At 44.3% G+C, this 25,417-nt stretch carries 21 protein-coding genes; 16 read left to right on the top strand and 5 right to left on the bottom strand.

Annotated elements, in window-relative coordinates:
• Window positions 1-287: 287 nt before the first annotated feature.
• The gene (locus tag ACRRSX_RS13435) at window positions 288-1,220 is read left to right on the top strand and encodes a Gfo/Idh/MocA family protein (RefSeq protein WP_432452676.1); all 933 of its coding nucleotides are present in this window, start codon (window positions 288-290) and stop codon (window positions 1,218-1,220) included.
• A 74-nt stretch (window positions 1,221-1,294) separates the two neighbouring features.
• A complete protein-coding gene (locus ACRRSX_RS13430; protein WP_432452677.1) occupies window positions 1,295-1,867 on the top strand; it encodes a hypothetical protein in 573 nt (190 codons plus the stop codon).
• 150 nt (window positions 1,868-2,017) lie between these two features.
• Here ACRRSX_RS13430 and ACRRSX_RS13425 read toward each other — a convergent pair whose 3' ends face one another.
• The gene (locus ACRRSX_RS13425; RefSeq protein ID WP_432452678.1) at window positions 2,018-2,980 is read right to left on the bottom strand and encodes a glycosyltransferase family 2 protein; all 963 of its coding nucleotides are present in this window, start codon (window positions 2,978-2,980) and stop codon (window positions 2,018-2,020) included.
• A 44-nt stretch (window positions 2,981-3,024) separates the two neighbouring features.
• On the opposite strand from ACRRSX_RS13425, the gene ACRRSX_RS13420 reads away from it, so the two are divergent.
• The 6 genes from ACRRSX_RS13420 (at window position 3,025) to ACRRSX_RS13395 (ending at window position 10,165) form a co-directional block, all read left to right on the top strand.
• Window positions 3,025-4,446: an O-antigen ligase family protein gene (locus ACRRSX_RS13420; RefSeq protein WP_432452679.1), complete on the top strand. Its 1,422-nt coding sequence runs from the start codon at window positions 3,025-3,027 to the stop codon at window positions 4,444-4,446.
• Window positions 4,447-4,601: 155 nt separating this feature from the next.
• Window positions 4,602-5,606, top strand: a complete 1,005-nt coding sequence (locus ACRRSX_RS13415) for a glycosyltransferase family 2 protein (RefSeq protein ID WP_432452680.1) — start codon at window positions 4,602-4,604, stop codon at window positions 5,604-5,606.
• Window positions 5,606-6,571 (top strand): glycosyltransferase family 2 protein, encoded by a 966-nt coding sequence (locus ACRRSX_RS13410; protein ID WP_432452681.1) that lies wholly within the window; start codon window positions 5,606-5,608, stop codon window positions 6,569-6,571. The genes ACRRSX_RS13415 and ACRRSX_RS13410 overlap by 1 nt, the downstream gene beginning before the upstream one ends.
• On the top strand, window positions 6,558-7,976 hold the full coding sequence (locus tag ACRRSX_RS13405; RefSeq protein ID WP_432452682.1) for a lipopolysaccharide biosynthesis protein: 1,419 nt from the start codon (window positions 6,558-6,560) through the stop codon (window positions 7,974-7,976). Before ACRRSX_RS13410 ends, ACRRSX_RS13405 begins: the two co-directional genes overlap by 14 nt.
• 285 nt (window positions 7,977-8,261) lie before the next feature.
• Window positions 8,262-8,987, top strand: a complete 726-nt coding sequence (locus ACRRSX_RS13400) for an acyltransferase (RefSeq protein ID WP_432452683.1) — start codon at window positions 8,262-8,264, stop codon at window positions 8,985-8,987.
• Window positions 8,984-10,165, top strand: a complete 1,182-nt coding sequence (locus ACRRSX_RS13395) for a glycosyltransferase (protein WP_432452684.1) — start codon at window positions 8,984-8,986, stop codon at window positions 10,163-10,165. The genes ACRRSX_RS13400 and ACRRSX_RS13395 overlap by 4 nt, the downstream gene beginning before the upstream one ends.
• Before the next feature lie 40 nt (window positions 10,166-10,205).
• Here the strand turns inward: ACRRSX_RS13395 and ACRRSX_RS13390 are convergent, their stop codons facing one another.
• Complete coding sequence (locus ACRRSX_RS13390) at window positions 10,206-10,790, bottom strand: hypothetical protein (RefSeq protein ID WP_432452685.1); 585 nt, start codon at window positions 10,788-10,790, stop codon at window positions 10,206-10,208.
• Between the two features lie 141 nt (window positions 10,791-10,931).
• Here ACRRSX_RS13390 and ACRRSX_RS13385 point away from each other — a divergent pair, with 141 nt between their 5' ends.
• Both ACRRSX_RS13385 and fusA read left to right on the top strand, forming a co-directional pair.
• The gene (locus ACRRSX_RS13385) at window positions 10,932-11,273 is read left to right on the top strand and encodes a YajD family HNH nuclease (protein ID WP_432452686.1); all 342 of its coding nucleotides are present in this window, start codon (window positions 10,932-10,934) and stop codon (window positions 11,271-11,273) included.
• Between the two features lie 581 nt (window positions 11,274-11,854).
• The gene (fusA, locus tag ACRRSX_RS13380) at window positions 11,855-13,942 is read left to right on the top strand and encodes an elongation factor G (protein WP_432452687.1); all 2,088 of its coding nucleotides are present in this window, start codon (window positions 11,855-11,857) and stop codon (window positions 13,940-13,942) included.
• Between the two features lie 331 nt (window positions 13,943-14,273).
• Here the strand turns inward: fusA and ACRRSX_RS13375 are convergent, their stop codons facing one another.
• Window positions 14,274-14,642 carry an RNA-binding S4 domain-containing protein gene (locus ACRRSX_RS13375; protein ID WP_432452688.1) on the bottom strand — a complete coding sequence of 123 codons (369 nt, stop codon included), beginning with the start codon at window positions 14,640-14,642 and terminating at the stop codon, window positions 14,274-14,276.
• A gap of 152 nt (window positions 14,643-14,794) precedes the next feature.
• Between ACRRSX_RS13375 and ACRRSX_RS13370 the strand changes: the two genes are divergently transcribed.
• The 4 genes from ACRRSX_RS13370 to ACRRSX_RS13355 all read left to right on the top strand — a co-directional run bounded on the left by ACRRSX_RS13370 (window position 14,795) and on the right by ACRRSX_RS13355 (window position 20,733).
• A complete protein-coding gene (locus ACRRSX_RS13370) occupies window positions 14,795-15,736 on the top strand; it encodes an alpha/beta fold hydrolase (protein ID WP_432452689.1) in 942 nt (313 codons plus the stop codon).
• Window positions 15,737-16,085: 349 nt separating this feature from the next.
• Entirely contained in the window at window positions 16,086-18,140 is a 2,055-nt protein-coding gene (locus ACRRSX_RS13365; RefSeq protein WP_432452690.1) for a TonB-dependent receptor plug domain-containing protein, read from the top strand.
• 71 nt (window positions 18,141-18,211) lie between these two features.
• Window positions 18,212-18,694: a YfiR family protein gene (locus ACRRSX_RS13360; protein WP_432452691.1), complete on the top strand. Its 483-nt coding sequence runs from the start codon at window positions 18,212-18,214 to the stop codon at window positions 18,692-18,694.
• A 23-nt stretch (window positions 18,695-18,717) separates the two neighbouring features.
• On the top strand, window positions 18,718-20,733 hold the full coding sequence (locus ACRRSX_RS13355; RefSeq protein ID WP_432452692.1) for a putative bifunctional diguanylate cyclase/phosphodiesterase: 2,016 nt from the start codon (window positions 18,718-18,720) through the stop codon (window positions 20,731-20,733).
• A 20-nt stretch (window positions 20,734-20,753) separates the two neighbouring features.
• On the opposite strand, the gene ACRRSX_RS13350 is transcribed toward ACRRSX_RS13355, so the two are convergent.
• Complete coding sequence (locus ACRRSX_RS13350) at window positions 20,754-22,055, bottom strand: inosine/guanosine kinase (protein ID WP_432452693.1); 1,302 nt, start codon at window positions 22,053-22,055, stop codon at window positions 20,754-20,756.
• Between the two features lie 148 nt (window positions 22,056-22,203).
• Window positions 22,204-22,887 carry a tRNA (adenine(22)-N(1))-methyltransferase gene (locus ACRRSX_RS13345; protein WP_432452694.1) on the bottom strand — a complete coding sequence of 228 codons (684 nt, stop codon included), beginning with the start codon at window positions 22,885-22,887 and terminating at the stop codon, window positions 22,204-22,206.
• Between the two features lie 390 nt (window positions 22,888-23,277).
• Between ACRRSX_RS13345 and ACRRSX_RS13340 the strand changes: the two genes are divergently transcribed.
• Together ACRRSX_RS13340 and ACRRSX_RS13335 are read left to right on the top strand one after the other, a co-directional pair.
• A complete protein-coding gene (locus tag ACRRSX_RS13340) occupies window positions 23,278-23,529 on the top strand; it encodes a DUF4212 domain-containing protein (RefSeq protein ID WP_432452695.1) in 252 nt (83 codons plus the stop codon).
• A complete protein-coding gene (locus ACRRSX_RS13335; RefSeq protein ID WP_432452696.1) occupies window positions 23,530-25,266 on the top strand; it encodes a sodium:solute symporter family protein in 1,737 nt (578 codons plus the stop codon). It begins immediately after the preceding gene.
• The last annotated feature ends 151 nt before the right edge of the window (window positions 25,267-25,417 follow it).

Raw genomic sequence — 25,417 nt, 5'->3', positions numbered from 1 at the left:
TTTGCTTCTTTGCTTCTTTGCTTCTTTGCTTCTTTGTAGCTTTGCCTTTGCCGCGTTAGTGACCAGTATGGACCTATTTGTGGCGCATCAATTTATTTTCTTTTTGGATGCCATGTGGGGGCTTGACGGCGGCCAAGGGATGTTATTCAAAATCATCTAACAGATTATTTTTTGTTTAAATTCAGGTAAATAGCGAGTGTCTTTGATTGTAATTATCGGTTACCATAATTCCTTTTTAATAAGACGCGCTTAGTCAATTCTGGCGTTAATGATTAAAAGGGATAAACATGAAAGTTGCGATGATTGGTTTGGGTGATATCGCCCAGAAAGCCTACCTACCGTTTATAACTCAATTAGCCAAGCTTGATTTAGTATTCTGCACCCGTAATACAGACACGCTCAAACAGTTGTCAAAAACCTTTCGGGTGGCGGAGTATTGTCAGGATTATCGAGAGTTGCCTCGTTTTCAGGTCGATGCGGTAATGATCCATGCCGCGACTCCGGCACATGCTCAAATCGCGACTTTTTTTTTAAAACAGGGCATTCCAACCTTCGTTGATAAGCCATTGAGTGACAGTGCCATCGAAGTGGAACAGCTCTATGAGCTAGCAGCCCAAAAGAGACTGCCACTTTATTTGGGGTTTAATCGGCGTCATGTTCCTTTGTTTAACCAATATATTCCGGAACTCGCTCAAGCTAATATTGGCAGTTTGCAGGCCTTGCGTTGGGAAAAAAATCGTCATCACCTACCGGGCGAGATCCGCAGCTTCATTTTTGATGATTTCATTCACCCGCTTGATAGTGTCAACCTTGCCGCCAAGGCTGATCTGGATGATGTCTATCTGACTTGGCAAATGCAGGGCGAGCAGTTAGCTCGGATTGATGTGCAATGGCAAACTGGGGCGTGTTTATTCCATGCTTCGATGAATCGCCAATTTGGTCAAACTTCGGAACGGCTGACCGCTTGTTATGAAGATCGCGCATTCGAATTTAATTCCTTTACCGAAGGCAAGTATTGGCAAAACAATATCGAGACTAAACTGATGCAAAAGGACTGGGTGCCAATGCTTGAGAGTAAAGGTTTTGCTGCGATGGTCGACGATTGGTTGACTGTGGTTGCCAAGGGGCAACTTTCTTCTGCCATTATCGAAAGAAATATTGCGACTCACCGTCTCGCGGATCGCTTGTGTGAAAAGTTGAGTCTTAAAAACTGTGACTGATTCGAATTAAACATCATTGAAGGAAGGCCTTGCTCTGGTCATTGGTCTTCCTGTTAACTTTATTAGGCTAAATATTGGAAATAGTATTGGTTCGTCATGGAAAGCCCAGTGCTGCAGTTTACCCGAAACTCTCTGCGGCTGGCTTTGTGGCTTGGGTGAGAAAATACCATCACTCAGGATTGCTGGTTGATAGTCTGCCGCCACAACAGCTAAAGTCACAGCTTGAGTCGCATTATGTGGTTGGTAGTGATCTTAAACGAGCCGTGGAATCGGCGATTCGTTGTACAGACCAACCTCCCAAAACCTATAAACTCTTTAGGGAAATGGAAATTCCTCGCTATAAACTGCCGTTTACAATCAAAGCAAATTATTGGCTTTATCTAAACCGCTTGTTATGGACGATAGGGTTGAAGGGGCCTTTCGAATCTTATACCGAAGCGAAACAGCGCGCTTATTTGGCCGCTGAGTTGGTCATATGTTTAGCCGAAGAGCATCAAAAGGTGGCAGTGTTTGGTCACGGTTACTTACAATTTTTTATGCGTAAGCAGCTGGTTAAACGCGGCTGGAAGTTGCAGGCAAGCAGCTCTTCTCATTGGGGGCTGAGTCGCTTAACCGCTCCCAATGATGCCAGAGCAAATCACCAGTGAGAATTTGGCTCGTTTAAGCACGCTTATCGCTTGACTCATTATTTCGAATGCGTGCCGCGAGGCCCTGTCTGTTCAGCTTGTTGGCTGCTCTCTTGGGCAGCTTTAGATGCTCACGATGAGCGTAACGCTGCCATTAGGTTTGCGATTTTGTTAGCGTATCAGTAGCAAGTTACGGGTATCGGCTAGCGTTTCAAACAAATGGCGTTTGCTGGGTGAATAATAGAGCGCCTTGAGTCGAGCGCCGATGGCCAGTAGTCGTTGTTGTTCATCGTTATAAAGTTCGGCTTCAGCGGTGGCAATCCGCGCTTTGGCTTGACTTAAAACAGAAAGGGTATTGCTTGCAAAGTTGGCCGCATAACGTTGGTAAATGATGTTCATTGCTTTTAAGCGCTGCTCACTTTTACTACTTTCTGAACCATCGCGCATTAGGTAATGGCAATCGCAGTGATTACTGACCGCGACTGGACCATGTAAGGCTAATTTTAACCATAGATCCCAATCCTCGGCTGAAGGTAAATGTTCATCAAAAGCGAAACAGCGGCGTAAGGCTGAGCGTGAGGCCATCACTGTGGAGGTTCCCACCACATTCTCAGCAAATAGGCTTGCGGCGGCATCGTTCTTAATGCGATAGCCTAGCGTTTGTTGTCGTTGATCTTGGTAATTTGGCCAAAATTCGAAACAGGTGCCACGGTCTTCTCCCTTGGGCCCAATGTGGCGATAATCGGTAAAGCTAAAACTTAACTCTGGATGCGCCTGATGAAAAGCAATTTGACGTTGCAACTTGCCTTCCAACCACCAATCATCCGCGTCAAGAAAGGCAATTAGTGGTGCTTTCGCCGCATCAATGGCCACGTTTCTGGCATGAGCGGGGCCATTGCCCTGCTGTTTAATACAGACTAAGTTGCTGAGCGTCGCTTGCTGGCTTTGCAACCACTGCCAGGTGCCGTCGTTAGAGTTGTCATCCACTACGATGATCTCAAGATCTGTAATGGCTTGCAGTTGAACACTGATGAGCGCCTGTTTTAAATAGGTTAAGCAGTTGTAGCTGGGAATGATCACCGAACATATAGGCTGCGCGAAATTGGCTTGAACAAAGTGCTTAGCTGAAGGCATGTTGTTGTCCTTGGTACTGAGTTTGCTTATAGCTTGGTATAAGCATGACTTATGCCATAGAGAGAAGTGTGATGTTTTCAGAGTCTCCAAGCCGTACCCCGTGTCCTCGTCATGTGAGCCAGTTATTGCTTGGTTGCATGGTTTGCCTATTACTGGGATTGGTATGGATAAAATTTTCTAACCCACTGATCCCCATAATATTATCTTTGATTCCTGTGGTGGTGGTAGTGGTCATTCGCCAGCCATTTTGGGTCGTGTTGGGCTTCGTTTGTTTCTCTTTTTTCCGCTTACATGAGGCTTTTCCTGCGCTCTACGCATTACGCATTCCGCAGCTTTTGGCGCTTGCTTCTTTGGCCAGTTTAGCTTGGCATTTAGCTTTGTCTCGCAAATTGCAAATCTATTGGAGTCGCGAATTGAGCTGGTTATTGGCCTTTATATTGTTGTGTGCCATTGGGGTTATTTTTGCCAGTAGCCGACCCGTTGCGATGGCCTATTTTAATGGGGTCTTTAGTAAAATCGGTTTGATGACGGTGGCGATTGCTTGGTTGTTACGTCGACCTGAAGACATCGTTAAAGCGGCTATTGCCTTCTTCTGCTGTGGTTTGTTGATCTCGATAGTTGCTTTGCAAAATGCCGCCGCGGGTGTCGAAATGGTGGAGGGGACTCGCGTTACCATTGGTCGCTCAATGGGCTCGGTGCTGGGAGATCCCAATGATTTAGCCTTAACGCTGTTGTTTCCTTTAGGTTTTGCCATGGCTTTCAGTTTAAAACGTGGAAATTGGCTGCTACGGCTATTGGCTATTGCCAGCATGCTGGCGCTCATCATGGCAATCTTGGCCACCCAGAGTCGTGGCGGCTTGCTGGGGATCGCAACCATTAGTGCTGTATTTGCTTGGCGTAGAGTGAAGAACAAGCTGTTGCTGCTGTGTTTGGGGGGATGTGCGATGGCAATTTTATTTGTATTGGCGGGGGTGTCTGAGCGAAGTTCTGGTGGCGCGGCGGAGTCGGGGATTGATGAATCGTCAATGGGGCGGATCTATGCCTGGCAAGCAGCCTTTAAGATGGCGCTGTATAATCCGATCACTGGTGTGGGGATTGATAATTTTTATGCTAATTATTACTTCTTTTCAAATCACTGGGACGGTAAAAATCATGCGGTTCATAGCACTTGGTTTGGCGTATTGGCCGAAACGGGCTTCTTGGGATTTGCGGTTTTTTGTACGCTCATCCTTAAGATCTGCCGTTTGGCGCAGCGTAATCTGCAGCAATTGAGTGCTTGTATTGAGCCGCGAAACTTGGGTTTGCAGGCTTGTGCTGAAGGAGTATTGGCCGGATTGTTGGGCACGATTGTATCGGGTACTTTCTTAACCCAAGGGTTTACCTGGCCTGTGTATATTTTCACTGGCTTGGTGGTGGCCATGGCGCAATTACTTAGACAAGCTTTGCAGAATGCAAAATCCAGCTAGAGACAAATCCTATGACTACATTTATCTAACCTAACTCACTGAATTAAATGCCTAATACCTTATTGGTCCGGCTTTTGCTGTATTTCTTGTTATGACCCGTTGATTATTTCTGCAGTGACTGGGCAAGGTGGCGCTGCGGTAAAGAGGATAGGCTTATGTATAACGTATCGATTATTGTCCCTGTCTATAAATCAGAACAATACTTGGCGACCTGTCTTAGCTCGTTAGCCAACCAAAGCTTGGCGCACATTGAGGTAATAGTGGTTATCGATGGCTCGCCAGATAACTGTGCCGCGATTGCTGGTGAATTTTGCTTAGCGTATCCAGAACGCTTTCGAAAGATTGTATTAGAGCAAAATGTGGGGGTATCGATGGCGCGAAATATTGCCATGCAATCAGCCCAAGGTGAATTCATTGGTTTTGTCGATAGCGACGACTATGTTGAGGCCAATATGTTTGAACTGATGTTCTGTAAGGCTTTGCAAAGTCAGGCTGATGTGGTCAGTTGCCAGATGCGCAGCTTTGAGGTGAATGATAACCACACCTTTTACCAGCTATTACCGACCCAAGAATATTATGACGATACCTATGTCACTAATAAGTTATTTCGACGAGCTTACCTTGTTTCAAAACAGATTAACTTTTATAGCAATGTAATTTTTGAAGATGAGCCCTTCGCATATACCGCGCGCTTTGCCACTGAGCATATCGCTCAGGTGAAGCAAGCACTCTATAACTATCGGATGAGTCCTCAAGGCTTGTGCCGAGGTGATAACCATGGCCGTTTTAACCTTTATGATAAGCAGTTGATGTTGGCTAGATTTCTAGCCGACATGGAGCGGCGTGGGGCGATAGCCGGCCACGCAGAGGATTTGCTGCGTTGCTTAGCCAACCATGCCCTCAGTGCCTTGTACTATAAGATATCGGCGATCGACCTGGTGGGATTTTTCAGTTTTATTGACCATTTGGTAGAGAAGTACAAGCTGCTGAGTTTGTGTATCTCGATACCGCAAGATTACAAAGTGAGTCGTTATTTAAAATTTCGAGGCTCTGCTTTGAGGATTGCTTTGCTGAGTTACTGGGTGAAAAGTCGCGAAGCAAAACAGCACTTTGTCGATAGCTTACAACTTGCGCAATTTATGCCTCAGGGAGTGAAATAATGCCAGTACTTACCAGTTCTGCGCCGATGGTATCGGTGATTGTTCCGGTGTTTAATACCGAAGCTTATTTGTGGCAATGTTTAAATAGTTTAAGTGAACAAATCCTCCAATCTATAGAAGTGATAGTGGTGATTGACGCCTCACCTGACGATTCCTATCAGTTGGTTCGAAAGTTTAGTGCGCAAAGTTCATTGGCGATCACCTTGCTTAATTTAAAAAGCAATGTTGGATTGGCACAAGCAAGAAATATTGGGATCAAACATGCCCAAGGTCGTTATTTGGCTTTTGTCGATAGCGATGACTTTGTTGCCAAAGCAATGTATGCAGATTTATTACAGCAGGCTTTGGCTCAGGATGCAGACTGGGTGAGCTGTGGTTTTACTAAGTTTTCTGAGCAACATGTAGAGCAGTACCAGCATCGTGAAATTATTGAAAATACTTCAGTGTGCAATAAGCTATTTAAGCGTCAGTTTGTATTACAACACGCGCTTGAATTTCCGGTAGGAGAGTGGTTTGAAGATGAAATATTTTCTTATATGGCGGAAATATTAGCCACCAAGGTGTGTCATGTTGAGCAGCCTCATTACCACTATCGACATAACCCTCAAGGGATCTGCCGCAAGCCGGGCGCCGATAAACAAAGGTTGCACGCGCGAATGTGCTCCATTGCTGATTTTATGCAGCGGATCGAACTGGCCAACTTAACTACGGTGGCTGCGCCGCTCTGTTTACAAATGCTTTGTCGGCATGCTTTTTTACAGCTGCGCACCGATGTGAGTTGGAGTGATTTGCTGTGTTACTGGCGCTTCACCCGCCATTTGATCGATAAATACCGCTTGATGAACGCCTTTGAGCCAATGGCCAAAGATTATTTTGTTGCCAGTTATATCAAATGGCATAAGCGAGAATGGGCTTTGTGGTTGTTGCGTCTTCGAGCGGGGAAGGCCAACTATGCTGTGGAATAAATTGCTTGCGCTGAAACAGTCCACTCAAGAAATGGGCATCTATGGTTTATTGATGTTGTTACAAAAGGGAGCTGGTCTGATGATGTTACCAGTGACTACCCATTATTTGAGCTTGGCTGAGTATGGTTTGTTAGAGAGCTTAGTGGTGATTTTTTCCTTATGCTCCTTGTTGGAAATTAGCGCTGGTGCATTGCCTCGTTTTTACCCAGATTGCGAGGATGATGCTGGTCGTCAACGTTTGTTGTCGTCATCAGTACTACTCAGCCTCTGTTATGGCTTGGTATTAGCCTGTTTAACCGTGAGCCTGCTGGCTCATCTACCCTTTGCTATTTTTGATACACTCGTTACGGTGCAGTGGTGTTTGATTGCAGCAGTCATTACCTTTTCTATTGGACTGCAGCCTCTGATGATTTGGTTGCGTATTGAAATGCGCGCCGTGAGCTACTTTTATTTAGTTATTTGCCAAACGGCTGCACAAGTGCTGATCACCTTCTGGGGATTGAAACACGGTTGGGGAATCGATTCGGTGCTCATCGCCAGTGCTTGCGCTAATGCTTTGGGTTTAGCGATTGGGCTAGGCTGCTGTCGAGCGCAGCTCAAACTGAAATTAGACTTTTTTTTGGTGAAACAAACCCTAACTTATCAAGTGTGTTTAATTGGTGCGTCGTTATCACTGTTTGTGATGCATGGCCTAGATCGCTTATTACTGGCTGAGTGGCTAGGGAGTGAGACCTTAGCCCGTTATGCGATTATGATTAAAGTGGTGGAGGCCACCGCACTCGGGTTTGGTATTGTAGAAAGTTGGTGGTTACCCCGTCGTTTTAAGGTTTTAAAGCAACAAAATGGGCCGCAACAAGTATTACAAATTCATCAGCGCTTGCTATTGATTATTTTCAGCTTGCTATTATTAGCCATGATTTTTGCTCCACCGCTGTTACCCTGGGTTTTACCCAGCGATTATTTGCAGGGACTGATTTGGTTGCCGTTAATGCTGCTGGCGTTGGGTTTTAAACTTGCGACCTCGGTGACCGATATCGGATGTTATTTACCGAATAGTCCGGTTTGGTTACCACGCATTAATGCATTAGCCGCGGTGTTTGCCTTGGTTCTGTATTATTGTTTGATCCCTCGTTGGGGAGTATGGGGTCTAGTGGTTGCTAGCAATTTGGTGTTTGCCGCGCGATTCATCCTGTTCACTTGGGTCAGTTTACGCTTACAGCCGCTCGCTTATCCCTTAGCTCGTTTATTGTTTAGCTTTATACCTCCTTTAGTTGTATTCGTGTTATTGCCATTTGTCGCGGGCTCACTATGGTTTTACCTGCTACCTCATTTGGCCTTATTCTGGTTATTTGTGGCCAGTACCCGTCTAATAAGCCTACGTGCAAGGACTTTGGTTTGTGATTAGGAGCTCTTGACCTCTTGTGGCTGATGTTCGTTATTGAATTCTACATTTTTATCGCCTGAGCGCGTTTTGTTGATGGTTTGCAAGCTTGGATGAGCGAGATCTCGCTGGTTTGTGCACCCATCCGCCTAATTCCGCGGGTCTTTAAAGGAGGATTTTCATTTTGCAAAAATCACTAGAATAATCATATAAGCATATGTATCTAAAGGTTTTATTTTTTTTGGCATGGTAGCTGCAATAACCATCTATAGAAACGCAAAATGCAATATTGCCGATGGGGAAAACAGCATGACAACGACTTATATACAACGCACCAAGCTTTGGCTCAAGCAAGGGGAATCGCCAGTTGCGAGGCAGCTATTTCGAGTCTTAAAGGCTTTCCGTTTATTTCAATTGCCTAAAGTGCCATTGCTATTTAGCGGTTTATATCGTCTGCATACCAGCTTAAGCGCGCTGTTGCAGGCTTGTGTTCGAGTGTGTTGGTGGACACCACTATTTAGAAGTAAAACGCAGGGGCCGTCTCGAGCGCTGTATCTATATGGCGGAATGCCGCTGCTCAGTGAAGGTTTGCAGGTGAGTTTGGGCAATCATTGTCGGATCTCGGGAGCCAGCACCTTTAGTGGGCGTTGCACCGCAGGACAAACGCCGCAACTCATCATTGCTAACAATGTGGATGTGGGATGGCAAACCACCATTGCGGTTGGAAGAGTTGTGAGCTTGGGTAATAACGTGCGGATTGCTGGACGTTGTTTTATCGCGGGCTATCCGGGCCATCCGCTTAATGCTAAAAAGCGGGCTCAGGGTTTGGCTGAAGAGGCCAGTCAAGTTGGCGACGTGATCTTGGAAGATGATGTTTGGCTCGCCACTGGTGTTTCGGTCATGGCGGGGGTGAGTATTGGCCGCGGTACCGTGGTTGCCGCAGGGAGTGTGGTGACCAAGAGTTTGCCAGCGAATGTGCTTGCGGCAGGGGTACCTGCCAAAGTGATTAAATCATTAGAGGAGTACTCATCATGAAACGCGACCTTATTGTATTTGGTGAAGACTGGCAGCGTCATCCAAGCAGCAGTCAGCATGTGATCACGGAGCTGGCCAAAGACCATCGTATTTTGTGGATTAATTCTATTGGTTTACGTCGCCCTCGTTTAAGCTGGCGAGATCTAAAACGATTGTTCGAGAAGGCTAAATCGATGCTGGGGAATCGTTATTCTCAGCATCAGGGCCAGCTTGGCAAGGCTGCAACGGGGGCCGCTAAACCGTCCAACATTCATGTGATGTCGCCAATTGCTTTTCCGGCGCCTCGTTCAACTTTGTTTCGTTGGATTAACCGCTGCTTATTAAAGGCGCAGGTCGCTCGGCAAGTGAGGCGGATCGGGATCAAGCATCCCGACCTTTGGCTGGCCCTGCCTACTGCCGTCGATCTCTTAGGTCACTTAAATGAGCAGCAAGTTATTTATTATTGTGGCGATGACTTTAGCGCCTTAGCTGGGGTTGACCATCAGCATGTGAGTCGCTGCGAACAACAGTTAGTCGCTAAAGCGGATCATGTATTGGTGGCTAGCGAAATGCTCAGAGCCAAATTTTCAAAAGACGCTAAGTTTGCTGCAAAAACGAGAATGTTGGCCCACGGCGTGGATTATCAATTATTTGTCCATCCATCCAACCCTGCACCCGCGCTCGTTAAAGAAGCGCGCCCGGTTGCCGGATTTTATGGCAGTATCGCAGCTTGGTTAGATATACAGCTGATTGTAAAAGTTGCCAAGGCCCTACCACAGTGGCGTTTCATCTTTATTGGCGATGTGCAAACCGATATATCGGCCTTTAAAGCGCTCCCCAATATTGAAGTGCATGCAGCGGTGCCACATGAGCAGTTGCCATGTTATGTCCAGCATTGGCAGGTTTCTTGGTTACCCTTTCGCAACTGTAAGCAAATTGCTGCTTGTGATCCGCTTAAATTGCGTGAATATTTAGCGGCGGGTCGGCCGATAGTGAGTACGCCTTTCCCGGCACTTAAGCCCTACTTGGGGATGGTGACTCAAGCGAAGGAGGTCCATCAAATTGTGCGAGCACTGGAAGATAGCTTACAAACGCCAATGGCTTTGCAGCGCCGCCGTACCTCTTTTCAGCGGATGTATGTACGCTCCGAGAGTTGGTATGAAAGAGCTCAGCAGGTGAATCAGTTATTGTCCTGTTAAATTGCTAAAACTGAGTAGAAGCAGCCTGGCTTTGAGCTTGTTAAACGAATCCAATACCTGACTGCTTATTGCTGATTTTGTGGGGGGAGTTGATGTTTAGTCGAGACGTAAACGCTGGGGTCGCAATAAACTCTCCGCCACAAGCTGGGTGGATAAGTCCAGTCGCAATGGCTGGCTCATCATGGTGAAGCCAATAATGCTTTGTAATATTGATTGACGAAGAGATTGTGTTGAGATCTAAAGATCCACAATTTTCACATTTAGCTCGATAGCCGTGTTGTTTTGACATGTCCAGTTCGGCGGCTAGGGTGAGTAGCATTTCAACACGGTTTCTTCTGGTTTGACGTAACTTCCTATTAAAGAGACGTTGCCAATAATTGGTCTTTAGCGTTTGTTCTAAGATAGAGACTTGCTGCACCAGGCTCGCCATGTCTTCAACGATGGCATCAATATCTCGAAACTTTTCGGCGTTTACTAAATGATTGCACTGTTGGCACCAGCCTAGGGTTTTTCGCAGAGGTATCGCTAAACCATGATGTAAATAAACTCGCCAAGCATTGACTTCCTTTGAGTGGGTGCAGCAATCACAGCGATTACATTGAATACGAGTTACAGCGAATGGCATTGAGCCTCCTAATTTATTGATATTTTTAATTGTGGTTTAAGTTTTGAATTTTGGAAATAGCGATAAGCTATTAATTCGCGACTTTGTTTGTTCGAGGCTGGGGATTGCTATAATATTTTCAAAAAACGCTGGAGAGAGAAAATGGCCAATATTCCAAATAATTATGCGAAGCTAGAACAGGGTTATCGAGAGAAAGCACTGAAATTGTTCCCATGGGTCTGTGGACGATGTGCACGCGAATTTCCTTATTCAAATTTACGAGAGCTAACCGTTCACCATATCGATCATGATCATACTCATAATCCCAACGATGGCTCAAATTGGGAGTTGTTATGTTTATATTGCCATGACCATGAGCATTCTAAATACACTGAAGCCGCACAATACGGTTCTAGCGTGGAAGCGGGCAGTGATCTAAAACAGGATTTGGCGACCAGTAATCCTTTCGCGAGTTTAAAGGCCATGATGGACCAAAAAAAGTAAGGTCAAGGCGAATTGAATGCTCAGATCTGTTCATTCCGAATTTAACTAGCAATGGCTTCTAACTAAATTTGAGATAATTCGTCGCGCTGAATGAAGCCCTAAGGGCCTGTTTAGCGTTAATTTTTCGGATCATAATCGGTGCTTGCTTGGTCAACTTAGCTTGATAAAAATTTTATATAGAATGTTGAGATAAGAATTTTGAATTGTATTTGATTGTAAAGTGCTTCTAATGCGCATTATTGCTGGTTTAACGGTGTTATATATCACCATAAGCCGCTTGGTTTGCCCTTCAAGTTGAGGTATTGCTAGGTTAGATAACAAATTTGCGTTGGCTATAAGGGCGGCTATGCTCAGTATTGGGCAGCGGAGAGTTAAACATTACGAAAATAAGCTAAATGCGGTATTTAAGGGGGCGAAAATGATAGTTCTGGAGTCATTTGTCGCTTTAAGGCTTAATTTGTCAGTTTTTTTTTAAGAAATTTCGCAATAAATCGCTCAAATACAGTTCACCCTCTCGCCTTGTGCGACAGTAGTGGTATACTCCCCGCCGAATTTGAAAAACAATTGATTAGAGTTGAACAATGGCTGATTTATCAAAATATAGAAATATTGGTATCTTTGCTCACGTTGATGCGGGTAAAACTACCACAACTGAGCGTATCCTAAAACTAACTGGCCAGATCCACAAAACTGGTGAAGTGCATGATGGTGAATCTACCACTGACTTCATGGAACAGGAAGCTGAGCGTGGTATTACCATTCAGTCTGCTGCAGTAAGTTGTTTCTGGAACGATCACCGCTTCAACGTTATTGACACTCCTGGACACGTTGACTTCACCGTTGAAGTATACCGTTCACTTAAAGTGCTTGATGGCGGTATCGGTGTATTCTGTGGTTCTGGTGGGGTAGAACCTCAGTCAGAAACTAACTGGCGTTATGCGAACGAATCTGAAGTTGCACGTATTATTTTCGTGAACAAACTAGACCGTATGGGTGCTGACTTCTACCGTGTTGTTAAGCAAACTCAAGACGTACTTGCGGCGAACCCGTTAGTCATGGTTTTACCGATCGGTATTGAAGATGACTTTACTGGTGTTGTTGACCTACTGAGCCGTAAAGCTTACATCTGGGATGACACTGGTCTTCCAGAAAACTACGAAATCACTGATATTCCAGAAGACATGCTTGAGAAAGTTGAAGAATATCGTGAAATGTTAGTTGAAACTGCGGTTGAGCAAGATGACGATCTAATGGAAGCTTACATGGAAGGTGAAGAGCCGACTATTGAGCAACTTAAGGTGTGTATCCGCAAGGGTACGCGTACCATGGATTTCTTCCCAACTTACTGTGGTTCCGCTTTCAAAAACAAAGGTATTCAGTTAGTTCTTGATGCGGTTGTTGATTACTTGCCAAATCCAACTGAAGTTGATCCCCAACCTTTGATGGACGAAGAAGGCGAAGAAACCGGTAAACACGCAATTGTTGCTGCCGATGATGAAACCTTCAAAGCTTTAGCATTCAAAATTATGGATGACCGCTTCGGTGCATTAACCTTCGTGCGTATTTACTCAGGTAAATTAAACAAAGGCGACACCATCCTTAACTCGTTCACTGGTAAAACTGAACGTGTTGGCCGTATGGTTGAAATGCAAGCCGATGACCGAAACGAACTTACTTCAGCTCAAGCTGGTGATATTATCGCCATCGTGGGTATGAAAAATGTTCAAACGGGTCATACCTTATGTGATCCTAAAGACCCATGTACTTTAGAACCAATGGTATTCCCAGTCCCTGTGATTTCGATTGCGGTTGCACCGAAAGATAAAGGTTCAACTGAGAAAATGGGTATTGCTATCGGTAAAATGGTTGCTGAAGATCCATCGTTCCAAGTTGAAACTGACGAAGATTCAGGTGAGACCATCCTTAAAGGTATGGGCGAACTTCACTTAGATATTAAAGTTGATATCTTGAAGCGTACCTACGGTGTAGACCTATCTGTTGGTCAACCACAGGTTGCTTACCGTGAAACGATTACTCAAGCAATTGAAGATAGCTATACGCATAAGAAACAGTCTGGTGGTTCTGGTCAATTTGGTAAAATTGATTACCGTATTAAGCCTGGCGAAGTTGGTTCTGGTTTCACCTTCACCTCTTCGGTTGTTGGTGGTAACGTTCCTAAAGAATTCTGGCCTGCAGTTCAGAAAGGTTTCCAAAGCATGATGGAAACAGGCCCATTAGCTGGCTTCCCATTACTTGATATGGAAGTTGAGCTTTATGATGGTGCTTTCCACGCCGTGGATTCATCAGCAATTGCTTTTGAAATCGCAGCGAAAGGCGCTTACCGTCAATCTGTGCCAAAAGCGGGTCCTCAATTACTTGAGCCGATCATGAAAGTTGACGTATTCTCTCCAGAAGATCACGTGGGTGATGTGATTGGTGATTTGAACCGTCGTCGTGGCATGATCAAAGACCAAGAAGCGGGTGTTACTGGCGTACGGATTAAAGCAGATGTTCCTCTCGCAGAAATGTTTGGTTACATTGGTTCACTACGTACCATGACTTCTGGTCGTGGTCAGTTCTCAATGGAATTCTCGCACTATGCACCGACACCACAAAACGTGGCTGAAACTGTAATTGCTGCAGAGAAAGAGAGACAAGCTAAGAAGTAAGCTAACTTTTTAGTACTAAGCCGCTCTTAAAGAGCGGCTTTTTTTTGTCTAGGATAAATATAATGAACGACCAAATTGTTACAGTTGTAGAATACTTATCTAATAAATAATCTGTTCATTCTTGCTGGTATAAATCACCGTTAACTGCGTGATGTATTTTGTAATTAGAGCCACTCGTTACTGTGTCTGATGCTTCGTTATCGGCAGATTTATTTCGCGCAACAAGTTGTTCATATGATCAATCAGATTGGTATAACCATAAGAATTTCTGTTGGCAATGTTGCCGTTTGCGCTTGCCTCACCATGCGCGCATTAATCAGCATAATCGATTTTAGAATTTAATTGAGCGGCGGCCGGTTTTGGCACTGGTTGCAATAACGGTTTGGTTTTGCTTCGGCGGAGTTGGAGCGGTAATACTTGATTGTTGTTGTGAGGGTTTAGCTTGCTCATCACAGACCACCACTAAATATTGACCGTTAAATTCGATGATGTCTCCAGCGTAGACTTTTTTTCGTTTACGTTGCTCTAATTCACCGTTTAGTCCTACATACCCTTCAGCGATGACCATCTTCGCTTCGCCACCACCATTGACCAAATTCCCAATTTTCAATACTTTGTATAGCTCGATAGGTTGTTGGCTAATCAGGACTTCAAGGGCTTCGACTTCAATTTCTTCCGTTGGTATACGTGATTCGGTCATCTTTTATTATCACTTAAGGGTTTTGCGTCAAAGTATGGCGATGCAAGTTGCGACGGTCAAGTGCAGTGATAAGGCGGTGTTTTGAAAGAAAACCTGAACTTAAGCTTTCTAGTTCATAGACCGATTCTTATAAATTAAAACAAGGGACTCTCGTGAAGCTAAATTTATTAGCCATATTTAGTCGATGTCGTTTATCTGTTGCGATAAATTGGCCTATTTTTTTGCTGATGAGCATTACACTGAAAGGCTGTGGTTGGATGCCCAAGGCATTGCAAACGCAGCAACAGTTTATTGATAATACGGTATTAGTCGATCCTGCCATCAAACATTATCAGCTAAAGGAAGATAACTTTAGTTTGAGTGTTCATAGTAATGGTGTCGCCCAACAGGCGGTTATGCTGTGGATCCATGGCACTCCTGGTTCGTGGGAAGATAGTGCTTATTTTATTAGCCAATCTCCTTTGCTCAGTAAAGTATTGGTGGTCAGTATTGATAGGCCGGGTTGGGGGCAGTCTCAATATTTGGATGTGGCTAAGCCGATCTCTGAGTTTTCACAGCAAGTTCATTATATTCGTCCGCTGATAAAGCAACTCAAGCAACAACACCCTGAATTGCCGCTGATTGTTGTGGGACATTCTTGGGGAGCCTCTTTGGCTCCTCTGTTAGCTAGCAGTAATGCTGAAGTCGATGGATTGTTGTTATTGGCTGGTGGTCTTAGTGCTGAACTAACTCAGCCGCGTTGGTATAATCGTTTTGCACGAAGTGGTGTTGGTCACTCGTTGTTAGGCCTTTTTGAGTTTGGTCAAGTGCTGAACCATTCGAATTTGGATATGTATGCCTTGGCAACTGGTTTACGCCATTCAGACCGCCTATTAGCGAGCTTAAAAATTCCTACCATTGTGGTTCAGGGTTCTAAAGATGATTTGGTTGATCCCAAAAATGCTGATTTTGCCGAAAGTCATTTAAATCCGAAGTACAGCAAAGTACTTCGTTTAGCCGATCAGGGGCACTTGTTACAGATTGAGCAAGTGGCGCTGGTAAGCCGATGTGTGTTAGCGCTGGCAGCGCAACAATTGCAACAATGCCACTCTTAATTATTCGCCTTGGATTGTTCATCTGTTAAATAAGCTGATTATTTCGATGAATAAGATTTATTTGTGCCTCCAAGTCTGTCGCTCGCTTTCTGAGGCCTCGTTGTGAAAGGTCATGTTATGATTTCTCTCTGAAAATGAATGGTTAAGTCCTTAAAATCACTTAAAAGACGTACGGCCCTGACTTAACGGTAATTAATCACGCATATTGCTTGCTTAATTCTAGGTAGGTAAATATCATCAATTTTTTGTAAATTAAAAATTAGACTTTTGTGGACATTTACTCTTAATGTTCTCAATAAATCGCTAAGTTGACCCTTATGGACAGTTTAAATGACTAGGAGTTGTCTCGTTGAAGTTACAGTATAGCGCATGTTATGTGCTTGGTTTGTTGACGGCCAGTGTGAGTGCTGTGGCTAATTCTCTTTCAAGTCTTGACTTAGAATCTTTAATGGACACAGACGTACAGGTGACGTCTGCAATGAAGCGCGCTCAATCAGCTTTTAGCACTGCTGCATCGATTTATGTTCTTCGCAAGCAAGATATTAGAGCCTCCGGAGCGGTTTCTGTCGCGGAATCGCTAAAGTTGGTTCCGGGGATACAAATAAGGCAGTTAGATAGTAATCAATGGGCGATTACTGCCCGTGGTGTTGCTGGCCGCTATACCAGTAAGTTATTGGTGATGGTCGATGGCCAGAGTGTTTATAATCCGATGTTCGCTGGCGTATATTGGGAAGCGTTGGATATCCCTCTGTATGATATTGAGCGCATTGAAGTTATTCGTGGTCAAGGTGGTTTATTGTGGGGAAATAACGCGGTTAATGGCGTGATTAATATCATTACCAAAAACAGTATTGATACACGAACGGCTTTGGTTCAGGTCAGTCGTGGTGATCAATTAAATTATGATGTTGATATGCGTTATGGTGACGACATTGGTAATGACGGGAGTTATCGAGTCTATGGCAGCATTCGCGATGCCGATACTTCTAAGCGTGGTTTAGATCTCACGGCGAATGATGATTCACAGCAGGGCTCCGCTGGTTTTCGCTTAGACATTGCTCCAAGTGATGATTTATCGATTTTGACTCAGTTTAGTTATACCCACACCAATATTGGACAAAATCTAAAAGCTTTGTCTCAAGAGGTGAACCAGAATACCTTTTATCAAGATCGTTTTAAACGTGATGATCTGCGCCTCATGGCTCGTTTAGAGCATCGCTTGTCGACCCGCTCTAATCAAATGTTACAGCTCTCTTGGGGACATCAAGATAGTCAGCAACTCTATTTGAATGAACATTTTAAGTCGCTCGATATTGACTACCAAATGAATTCTGCTTTTGGTGATCTGCAATTAGACTGGGGCTTGAACTATCGTAATAATGATTTGCCTTATGAAGAAAATTGGCTCATCAGTAATGATCGAGGAATAGATAATTTACGCTATTATGGAGCCTTCATTCAGGCTCAGTATGCTTTAGTGCCCAATCACTTGACGGTGATTTTTGGCAATAAATTGGAGCACAATAGCTTGACCGGTTGGGAGAATCAGCCTGCCGCTCGTTTGCTTTGGCAGCCGAGCGAGCAGCAAGTGGTTTGGGCTGCAGTTTCAAAAGCGGTACGGATCCCGTCTTTAACCGAATTCGATTCTGATTCTGCGGTGAACGGTAGTCGAGTGGCAGACTATTTTACCACTGGTATTGATGCGATTGATCAATATATGGTGCGCACTGTGCTCAATGGTAATCAATCGGTCCAACCCGAAAAGTCACGGTCTTACGAGCTAGGATATCGGTTTAGCAGACACAATTGGTCCTTTGATTTAGCTTTGTTCCACACCCAATCCAGAAATGTGATTGCAGTTACTCCGAATACTAACAGTATTGATATTGACAGTATTGCTAGTTTACTGGCTAGTGGGCAATTTGCAGAGGCGCAGCAGTTATTAACTGAGTCTCAGGTAGAGCTTGATATTGTGTCTAATGCAGATTTGAATACTAAAGGGGGAGAAGCGGTACTGTCATGGCGGCCGAATAGGCGCTTTAGAAGTGAATTTGGTTATAGTCAAATGGCATATCGTTATCGTTTGCAAGAGGGGACGAGTGAAGCGATTGGCTTTGATTCTGACAGCCGACAATTTTTTGTAAAGGCGGGTTGGCAGCTGTTTAAGCAACATTCACTGTTTGGTTTATTTCGTTCACTGCGTAGTGATGCCTATCGAACCGATAATTTTGATGCGCTGGATGTGACTTGGCATTGGCAGTTTTCCCCCCAGACTGGGTTATCTTTAAGTGGTAAAAACTTATTAGCCGGAGAGCACTTGGAATATAGAAATACTTCTGAAACATACACTCAACCACATTATATAGATAAAACAGTGGTGCTCAGATTGTCGGCTGAGTTCTAATCTAGATGGTTGCTGTTCTGGGTAAGCGTTGCCTGCTCACTTTGCTGTTGTTTTGTGGCTTGACTTTGTTTATGAATCAGGTTGAGGCCAGTGACACAGAAATCGCATTGAAAGCTGGCTTTACATTTAACTTTGCCCGATATAGCGAATGGTCGGGTCAAGCTGCGTTGCGCGGCTCGTTTCAGCTATGTAGTCCTGATTTGCATTTTGTAACGGTGGCTGAAGATATCTTGGCGGGGCAAACTGTACATGGTCTTCCTATTACCGTCAGTCATGTCGAATTGGTTCATCAAGCGATGTCCCAATGTAACTTGCTATTTGTAAGTGCAGCTTATCGAGCACCATGGCAAGCACTCGATAAGCATTTATTTCGACATACCATGTTGGTCGGAGAAACCGCTGATTTTATTAAGTACGGTGGACATATCCGATTTTTTTTACTATCCGGTAAAATCCGCTTCGAAGTCGCTCCTGATGCACTCAAAGAGGTTGGTATTGTGATGAGTTCCAAAGTATTGAGGCTCAGTCGAGTTATCAGTGAGGGGGCTCAATGAGAGCTTTTTTTCTAATGAATACAATGAGTAAAAAACTGCTATTTATTCTAATGAGTATGGCAGTATTCTCAACTCTAATGGTCGCTGGGGTTTTTAGTGCTTATGAGTTGGTCAGCGCTAAGCGTGAGCAACAGCAGGGCTTACAAAACTTGGCTAATATTATCGCGCCGAACGTGACGGCAGCGTTGCTGTTTGATGACCAAGAGTCGATGCACGAATTAATTAAACCATTGTTGTTACGCAAAGATGTGGTTAAAGCTGAAATATTTGATTCACAGCAGCAGCTGATTGCGAGCGTGGTTAGTCCTGTAGACTCTGTTGCTTTAGAGCAGCAGCCCGGTGCGATTATCCGAACCTCTAGTTTATTGGTGATGGATGGACAAATTTATGGAGAGTTGAGCCTCTCGGCCAATCAGAGTTATATCGAGCAACGGATCATATTTTATGGTCAATTTTTAGTGGTTCTGCTGCTTATCACCTTTGGTTTAAGTTGGTTTTTTTCATTATTTTTGCAGCGCGGATTTTTACGGCCTTTATTACATTTGACCGATGTTGCCGAGCGAGTCACTTCGAGTAATGATTATAGTTTACGCGCGCAGCAATCCTCGGGGGATGAAGTCGCCAACTTGACCGAATGCTTTAACAGTATGTTAGAAACGATTGAGGCTCGGGACCGCAAGTTAGAAACTCAAGTGAAGGTACGCACTCAAGAGTTGGAAAGTGTCAACAACCAACTCTTGGAGTATGCCTATACCGATGGTTTAACTAGCTTACCTAATCGTCGATATTTTTATGAAAAAATTCAAGGTTTAGTCAAGAGCAATGTGAGTTTTTCTATTGTATTCATCGACTTAGATGGGTTTAAGGAAATAAACGATACTTTGGGCCATGATTATGGTGATATTTTGTTGGGCCAAGCAGGGCAACGAATACTACGTTGTGTGCGCGAGCAGGATACAGTCGCTCGTTTAGGTGGAGATGAATTCACTATTGTTATTGAAGGGGTCAGTAATAAAGAACGGATAACAGGGATTGCAGAAACGGTATTAGAAGGTTTAGCGAAACGTTTTAATATTAAACACGAAGCTGTTTATGTGAGCGGTAGTATTGGGATCACTTTTTATCCGCAAGATGGCGATAGTGTAGAGCAATTAGTTAAACACGCCGATCAAGCGATGTATGTGTCTAAAAGTCGTGGTCGCAATTGTTATCAATTTTTCTCTTCAGAAATGCAAATTGAGGCGCAACAAAAACGTAAGTTGTTAGAGGAATTACGAACAGGCATAAACGAGCAGCAGTTTGAGTTATATTTTCAGCCGATTGTTGCCGTTCGCACCACTGGAAACACTGAGCGAGTTAGTAAAGCAGAGGCCTTATTACGCTGGAATCACCCTGAAAGAGGTTTGATTAGTCCTGGAGAATTTATTGCTGCTGCGGAAGATTCAGGTTTGATCCGAGAACTTAGTGCATGGGTGATGCACGAAACGGTTGCAACGATTAGCCTTTGGCGTCAGCAAGGGTATTTACCAATACAAATTAGTGTGAATACCTCACCATCGCAGTTTGATGACGGCGGTATTTGGATTGACGATTGGCTACGGGAAGTCAGAGCCTATGAGCTACCAGAACATAGTATTATGATTGAAATCACCGAAAATGTGCTGATGAAAACCAACGCTTCGATTAAGCAGCAACTGACGCTTTTACATCAACAAGGCATCGATGTGGCTATCGATGATTTTGGCGTTGGCTATTCTTCTTTGGCTTATCTACAGCAGTTGGATATTGATTTATTAAAAATAGACCGTTCATTCATTCAGCATCTAGAGAACAATAAAGATAGCGCAGCGTTGGTGAAGGGAATTATTACGATGGCCCACCATTTAGACTTGAAAGTGGTTGCTGAAGGGGTGGAATCAGAGTTGCAAAGGCAATATATTGCTGACGTTGGTTGCGATTATGGACAAGGTTACTTTATGTCAAGGCCGCTTCCTAAGCAGGCCTTTTACGAGCGTTATTTACAAGCAAAAACCTTGTAGATAACGCTATATTGGGGCGCTTAGCGTTCCCAATAAGCCTCTTCTAGGCTTTCTTCACGCTCCGGTAAACCACGGGATAGTCGAGGACTATCTTGGGCCAATACTTCATAGCTGACTCGGTTTGCGTATTTACAAATTTGCGCAAATGAGGAATAGCTTAAGGCTTGATAACGGTGTTTACTGGATTGTTGTACATTTGTACGATGAAAAACGTTAGCCGCCATATCATGTAGTAGTGCCGATAACGCCCCATCACCCGCACCATTGGTATTGGTTATTTTTTCGGGACCGCCCATAAATGGGGCTATGTGTGAATATACTTTGACTGCTTGTTGGCAATGTTGGCGCAACATGGGCCGAGAAAACTCATAGCGGTTGAATTCTGGAATAGAGCCGGGTAACAGGGTATGTGTGGTGCTACGTTTATGATTTTCGTCGGTATAACCGGCCATGAATAAACCACGGGACCCTGCGGTGCAAAGGATCAAATCACACCATTCTAAAGCGGTTTCGCAAGCCTGTAATATATCACTGTGTCCAGTTAAGGCTTCTGCTTCTTCTTCATTCATAGCCAATACAGTGACATGCTCTGCGATAAATTTTTGCCACCATTGAGGATCATCTTCAATTAAAAAGCGAGTGCCGAGCGTTAGTACCACTGGGACTTCGGCTTGATGTGCATATTCAATCGCTAACATTGCCGCATCAGTGATCGGATCATTCCCGGCTCGCATTAAATAAGCGGTTAAAGCTAAGGCGGCACCAGATTTAATTAGTTGTTCATCAATGTGCTGGGGACTGAGCTTATCCATGTCGCCTTTAGAGATGGCGAAAGTTCGCTCACCACATTCAGTGATGAGGGTAAAACAACGCCCAACAGGACCGGCAACAGGTTCTAAATGATTAAGATCGACGCGCGAAGAAGTGTTGCATAAGTAGCGGTAAGCGTAATCTCCAATGGTGATGTTCTTGCTCATCACGCCAAACATCACTGACCTACCATCAGCTAAAGTAGAATAGTTGTGCAGTGTATTACCGATAGTACCACCAGCAAATTCAGCGCTAATCAGCTGAGCGTCTTGTAGCTCCTGATAGAGAAGACTCGCGGCCTCATCATCAATCAGCAAAGAATTTCCCTTCACTAAGTTATGGCGTTGAATGAAGTCTTCACTCACATGCGCCTCTATATCCACTAAGGTTTGATCGATGCCTGTAATGTGGGTATGTTGCGGGCGTTGCACCGGATCCAGCAAATTAGTTAAAGGGTCGCGAGACTCTACCGGAAAATAGTGTTTGGATTTACGTTGGCCAGGAAATTTCATGCAAAAGTCGCTTGTTTCAATAGTGCTTGTTTTAGCAGCTTAGCTGCTACCTTGTTGAGCGGCGGCGATTTTACCACAGGCTGTATGAAATGTGACTTTTTGAATTGATATACACCTCTTTGCGATGCAAATGAGGTGATTTCACCTTTTATTGATGTTCATCTGGCTCGAGTAAAGCTTGATACTGGCTTAAGGCAGGATGTGCCGAGGCTTGGCTCATTCGCTGATAATGCTGAATAGTCCTTAATAGATAACGTCGATGCTCGGGATTCGTTAGTTGCCACATCTGCTGACCGATTGGGCTAATGTTAAGGCCTGCAGTTGTGCTCACATGCAGCACTTCGTAACAGCGCCGTTTGTCTTCAATTAGATGTTCACTGAGTAATGCCAGTTTCTTCTTGGCCAAAAATTCGCGTAATTCGTATTGGTGATGGACTGGGCAAAGAATGAATTCTAGCGGTCGCTGTGGATGTTTCGATAAAATGCTATCAATCAGCTGGATGCACAATTCGCCGCCGACACCTGCAATGATAATCAGCTCCTCCGTTTGGCTTGGATGAGCCGCGCTTAATGGGAGCTCGCCAGCATCAATACAATGAACTAACCACTTCGGACTCGAATGAGACTTGTTGCACGGGAAAAATCGTTGTAATTGTTGTTCTAGTTGGGCGCTTATCGTGGAAACTTGATCGACGAAGTGCACCGTCCCGGCTATCTCCCGTTGTAGTAATTGGGCTCCCAGTTGTCCGTGATCGCAGCAGCAGTCCCATATATCACGGTAGTGCTGAGTGATCAGTTGGTCAATAAATGCTAAGCGGCGGTTGAGTTTCACGATAATCCCCTAAATAAACCACGCTATAGTATATTTCTAGCCTTTATTGGCAACTATTTTAGCCCACCACTCCTAGCTTGAAGCCAGTCTCTATTGCTTGCTTGGTTAAACCTCGTTATCTGAAGTGATCTTTGGTGCCAAATATGGCCTATTTGAGTGCGACGAGCTCTAACTTTTAGTCAATTTCGCAAAGCTTTAGACTAAAGATTAATACCTGTCCTGTTAAGTATTTGTTAAGTTTTTATTCGGTAGGCTTGAATTGATTTGATATCGGATCTATTGCTACAGCAAAGAAGTTGATTTAAATCAAATTTGGCTATTAACAATAATGCAACATATCAGTCACCCTATAATCAGCAATGCGTGACCTAGATTGCTTGGAGAAATGTCATGGAAGAACAGACTACATATTGGCAAGAAAACTTGCGTTTGATATTTATCTGTCTCGTCATATGGTTCGTGGTCTCATTTGGTTTTGGCTTGTTATTGGTTGAACCGCTGAATGAGATCCGTTTAGGTGGATATAAATTAGGTTTTTGGTTTGCGCAACAAGGCTCAATTTATACCTTCGTCGCTTTAATTTTTTGGTATACCGCCAAAATGAATAAGCTCGATAAAAAATACCATGTGAAGGAGTCATAAATGGACGAGTTAAAACTCTATACCTACATCGCCGTATTTGGCTCATTTGGGCTTTATTTTGCTATTGCGTGGTGGGCTCGCGCCTCATCAACTAGCGATTTTTATGTGGCTGGTGGAGGGGTAACACCGATCCAGAATGGGATGGCAATTGGCGCCGACTGGATGAGTGCCGCATCGTTTATTTCTATGGCAGGTTTGATTGCCTTCCTTGGATATGGTGGCTCGGTATTTTTAATGGGTTGGACCGGGGGTTACGTATTATTGGCAATGTTGTTAGCACCCTATATGCGTAAACACGGTAAATTTACCGTACCGGAGTTTATTTCTGATCGATATTACTCTAGGGGGGCACGAATTGTTGCAGTTATATGTCTTATCATTGCTTCACTAACTTATATTATCGGTCAAATGAAAGGAGTGGGCGTGGCCTTTTCCCGTTTCTTGGAAGTGGAATACGATAACGGCTTATATATCGGTATGGCGGTCGTTTGGGTTTATGCGGTGTTAGGTGGGATGAAAGGCATCACTTATACGCAAATTGCTCAATATTGTGTGTTGATATTTGCTTACACGATTCCGGCAGTATTCATTTCTTTGCAGTTAACGGGTAATCCTATTCCGCAGCTTGGATTAGGGAGCACTTTGGCTGATGGCAGTGGTGTATACCTGCTGGATAAGTTGGATATGGTGGTCACTGATTTAGGCTTTAAAGAGTATACCACTGATAATATGGGAGGCACGCTGAATATGTTTGCCTACACCATGTCGTTAATGATCGGTACTGCGGGCTTACCACATGTGATTATGCGCTTCTTCACCGTACCAACGGTGCAAGCGGCTCGTTCTTCGGCAGGTTATGCTTTAGTATTTATTGCGCTTCTTTACACTGTGGCACCAGCAGTAGGCGCCATGGCTCGCTTTAATTTGATGAATACCATTGTTCCTTCAGCGGATAACAATCTGGTATATGATGAGCGTCCTCAGTGGTTTAAAGATTGGGAGCAAACTGGGCTGCTAAAATTTGAAGATAAAAATGGTGATGGCAAAATTCAGTATGTGGCCGATAAAGGCGCAAATGAGATGGTGAAAGTGGACCGTGACATCATGGTGTTGGCAAATCCTGCGATTGCAAACTTACCTAATTGGGTGATTGCCTTAGTTGCTGCTGGTGGCCTGGCTGCGGCCCTGTCTACGGCTGCGGGCTTATTGTTGGCAATATCTTCCTCTATATCTCATGACTTGATGAAGGGGGTGTTAACGCCCAACCTCTCGGATAAAAATGAGTTGCTGGCGGGTCGTATTGTGATGACCTTAGCCATTCTTGTCTCGGGTTATCTCGGTTTAAATCCGCCTGGATTTGCCGCAGGTACGGTGGCATTGGCCTTTGGTTTAGCTGCGTCTTCTATTTTCCCTGCGTTGATGATGGGTATTTTCGCCAAGAAAATGAGTGGCACAGCAGCGATTGCAGGCATGTGCTCGGGGATTGGCGTGACTATGCTGTACGTATTCCAGCATAAGGGCATTATGTTTATTCCTGGTACCTCTTTCTTGGGTGATATGGCTCCCAATTGGTTCTTGGGAATTTCGCCTAATGCCTTTGGTGTTGTTGGGGCTTTAGTTAACTTTGCCGTTGCTTTTGCTGTTTGCAAGGTCACAGGACCCGCGCCGCAACATATTCAAGATATGGTGGAAAACTTCCGTATACCGCATGGTGCGGGGGCGGCACACGACCATTAATTCGAGTATTGATTGAACTTAGTGAAGCAAAAGGCTCCCTAGTTGGAGCCTTTCTTTATCTTAAATGACCATATGATGAATCATACTTAAAACCAGATAGTGATAGGTCTATTCAGGTTTAAGATGACTTACGATCAATGATTGTTGATAG

Source organism: Agarivorans sp. QJM3NY_30 (genome assembly GCF_050870855.2).
Lineage (GTDB): Bacteria > Pseudomonadota > Gammaproteobacteria > Enterobacterales > Celerinatantimonadaceae > Agarivorans.
Note: the sequence above shows the minus strand (reverse complement) of the source record. Positions and strands in the feature narration are given on the sequence as shown.

Excerpts from the sequence above, each read along its gene's own strand:
- ACRRSX_RS13350 (WP_432452693.1), bottom strand. The coding sequence starts at position 22,055 with ATGAAATTTCCTGGCCAACGTAAATCCAAACACTATTTTCCGGTAGAG.
- ACRRSX_RS13415 (WP_432452680.1), top strand. The coding sequence starts at position 4,602 with ATGTATAACGTATCGATTATTGTCCCTGTCTATAAATCAGAACAATAC.
- ACRRSX_RS13425 (WP_432452678.1), bottom strand. The coding sequence starts at position 2,980 with ATGCCTTCAGCTAAGCACTTTGTTCAAGCCAATTTCGCGCAGCCTATA.
- ACRRSX_RS13375 (WP_432452688.1), bottom strand. The coding sequence starts at position 14,642 with ATGACCGAATCACGTATACCAACGGAAGAAATTGAAGTCGAAGCCCTT.
- ACRRSX_RS13390 (WP_432452685.1), bottom strand. The coding sequence starts at position 10,790 with ATGCCATTCGCTGTAACTCGTATTCAATGTAATCGCTGTGATTGCTGC.
- ACRRSX_RS13355 (WP_432452692.1), top strand. The coding sequence starts at position 18,718 with ATGAGTAAAAAACTGCTATTTATTCTAATGAGTATGGCAGTATTCTCA.
- ACRRSX_RS13340 (WP_432452695.1), top strand. The coding sequence starts at position 23,278 with ATGGAAGAACAGACTACATATTGGCAAGAAAACTTGCGTTTGATATTT.
- ACRRSX_RS13400 (WP_432452683.1), top strand. The coding sequence starts at position 8,262 with ATGACAACGACTTATATACAACGCACCAAGCTTTGGCTCAAGCAAGGG.
- ACRRSX_RS13410 (WP_432452681.1), top strand. The coding sequence starts at position 5,606 with ATGCCAGTACTTACCAGTTCTGCGCCGATGGTATCGGTGATTGTTCCG.
- ACRRSX_RS13435 (WP_432452676.1), top strand. The coding sequence starts at position 288 with ATGAAAGTTGCGATGATTGGTTTGGGTGATATCGCCCAGAAAGCCTAC.
- ACRRSX_RS13385 (WP_432452686.1), top strand. The coding sequence starts at position 10,932 with ATGGCCAATATTCCAAATAATTATGCGAAGCTAGAACAGGGTTATCGA.
- ACRRSX_RS13420 (WP_432452679.1), top strand. The coding sequence starts at position 3,025 with ATGACTTATGCCATAGAGAGAAGTGTGATGTTTTCAGAGTCTCCAAGC.
- ACRRSX_RS13335 (WP_432452696.1), top strand. The coding sequence starts at position 23,530 with ATGGACGAGTTAAAACTCTATACCTACATCGCCGTATTTGGCTCATTT.
- fusA (WP_432452687.1), top strand. The coding sequence starts at position 11,855 with ATGGCTGATTTATCAAAATATAGAAATATTGGTATCTTTGCTCACGTT.
- ACRRSX_RS13405 (WP_432452682.1), top strand. The coding sequence starts at position 6,558 with ATGCTGTGGAATAAATTGCTTGCGCTGAAACAGTCCACTCAAGAAATG.
- ACRRSX_RS13395 (WP_432452684.1), top strand. The coding sequence starts at position 8,984 with ATGAAACGCGACCTTATTGTATTTGGTGAAGACTGGCAGCGTCATCCA.
- ACRRSX_RS13360 (WP_432452691.1), top strand. The coding sequence starts at position 18,212 with ATGAATCAGGTTGAGGCCAGTGACACAGAAATCGCATTGAAAGCTGGC.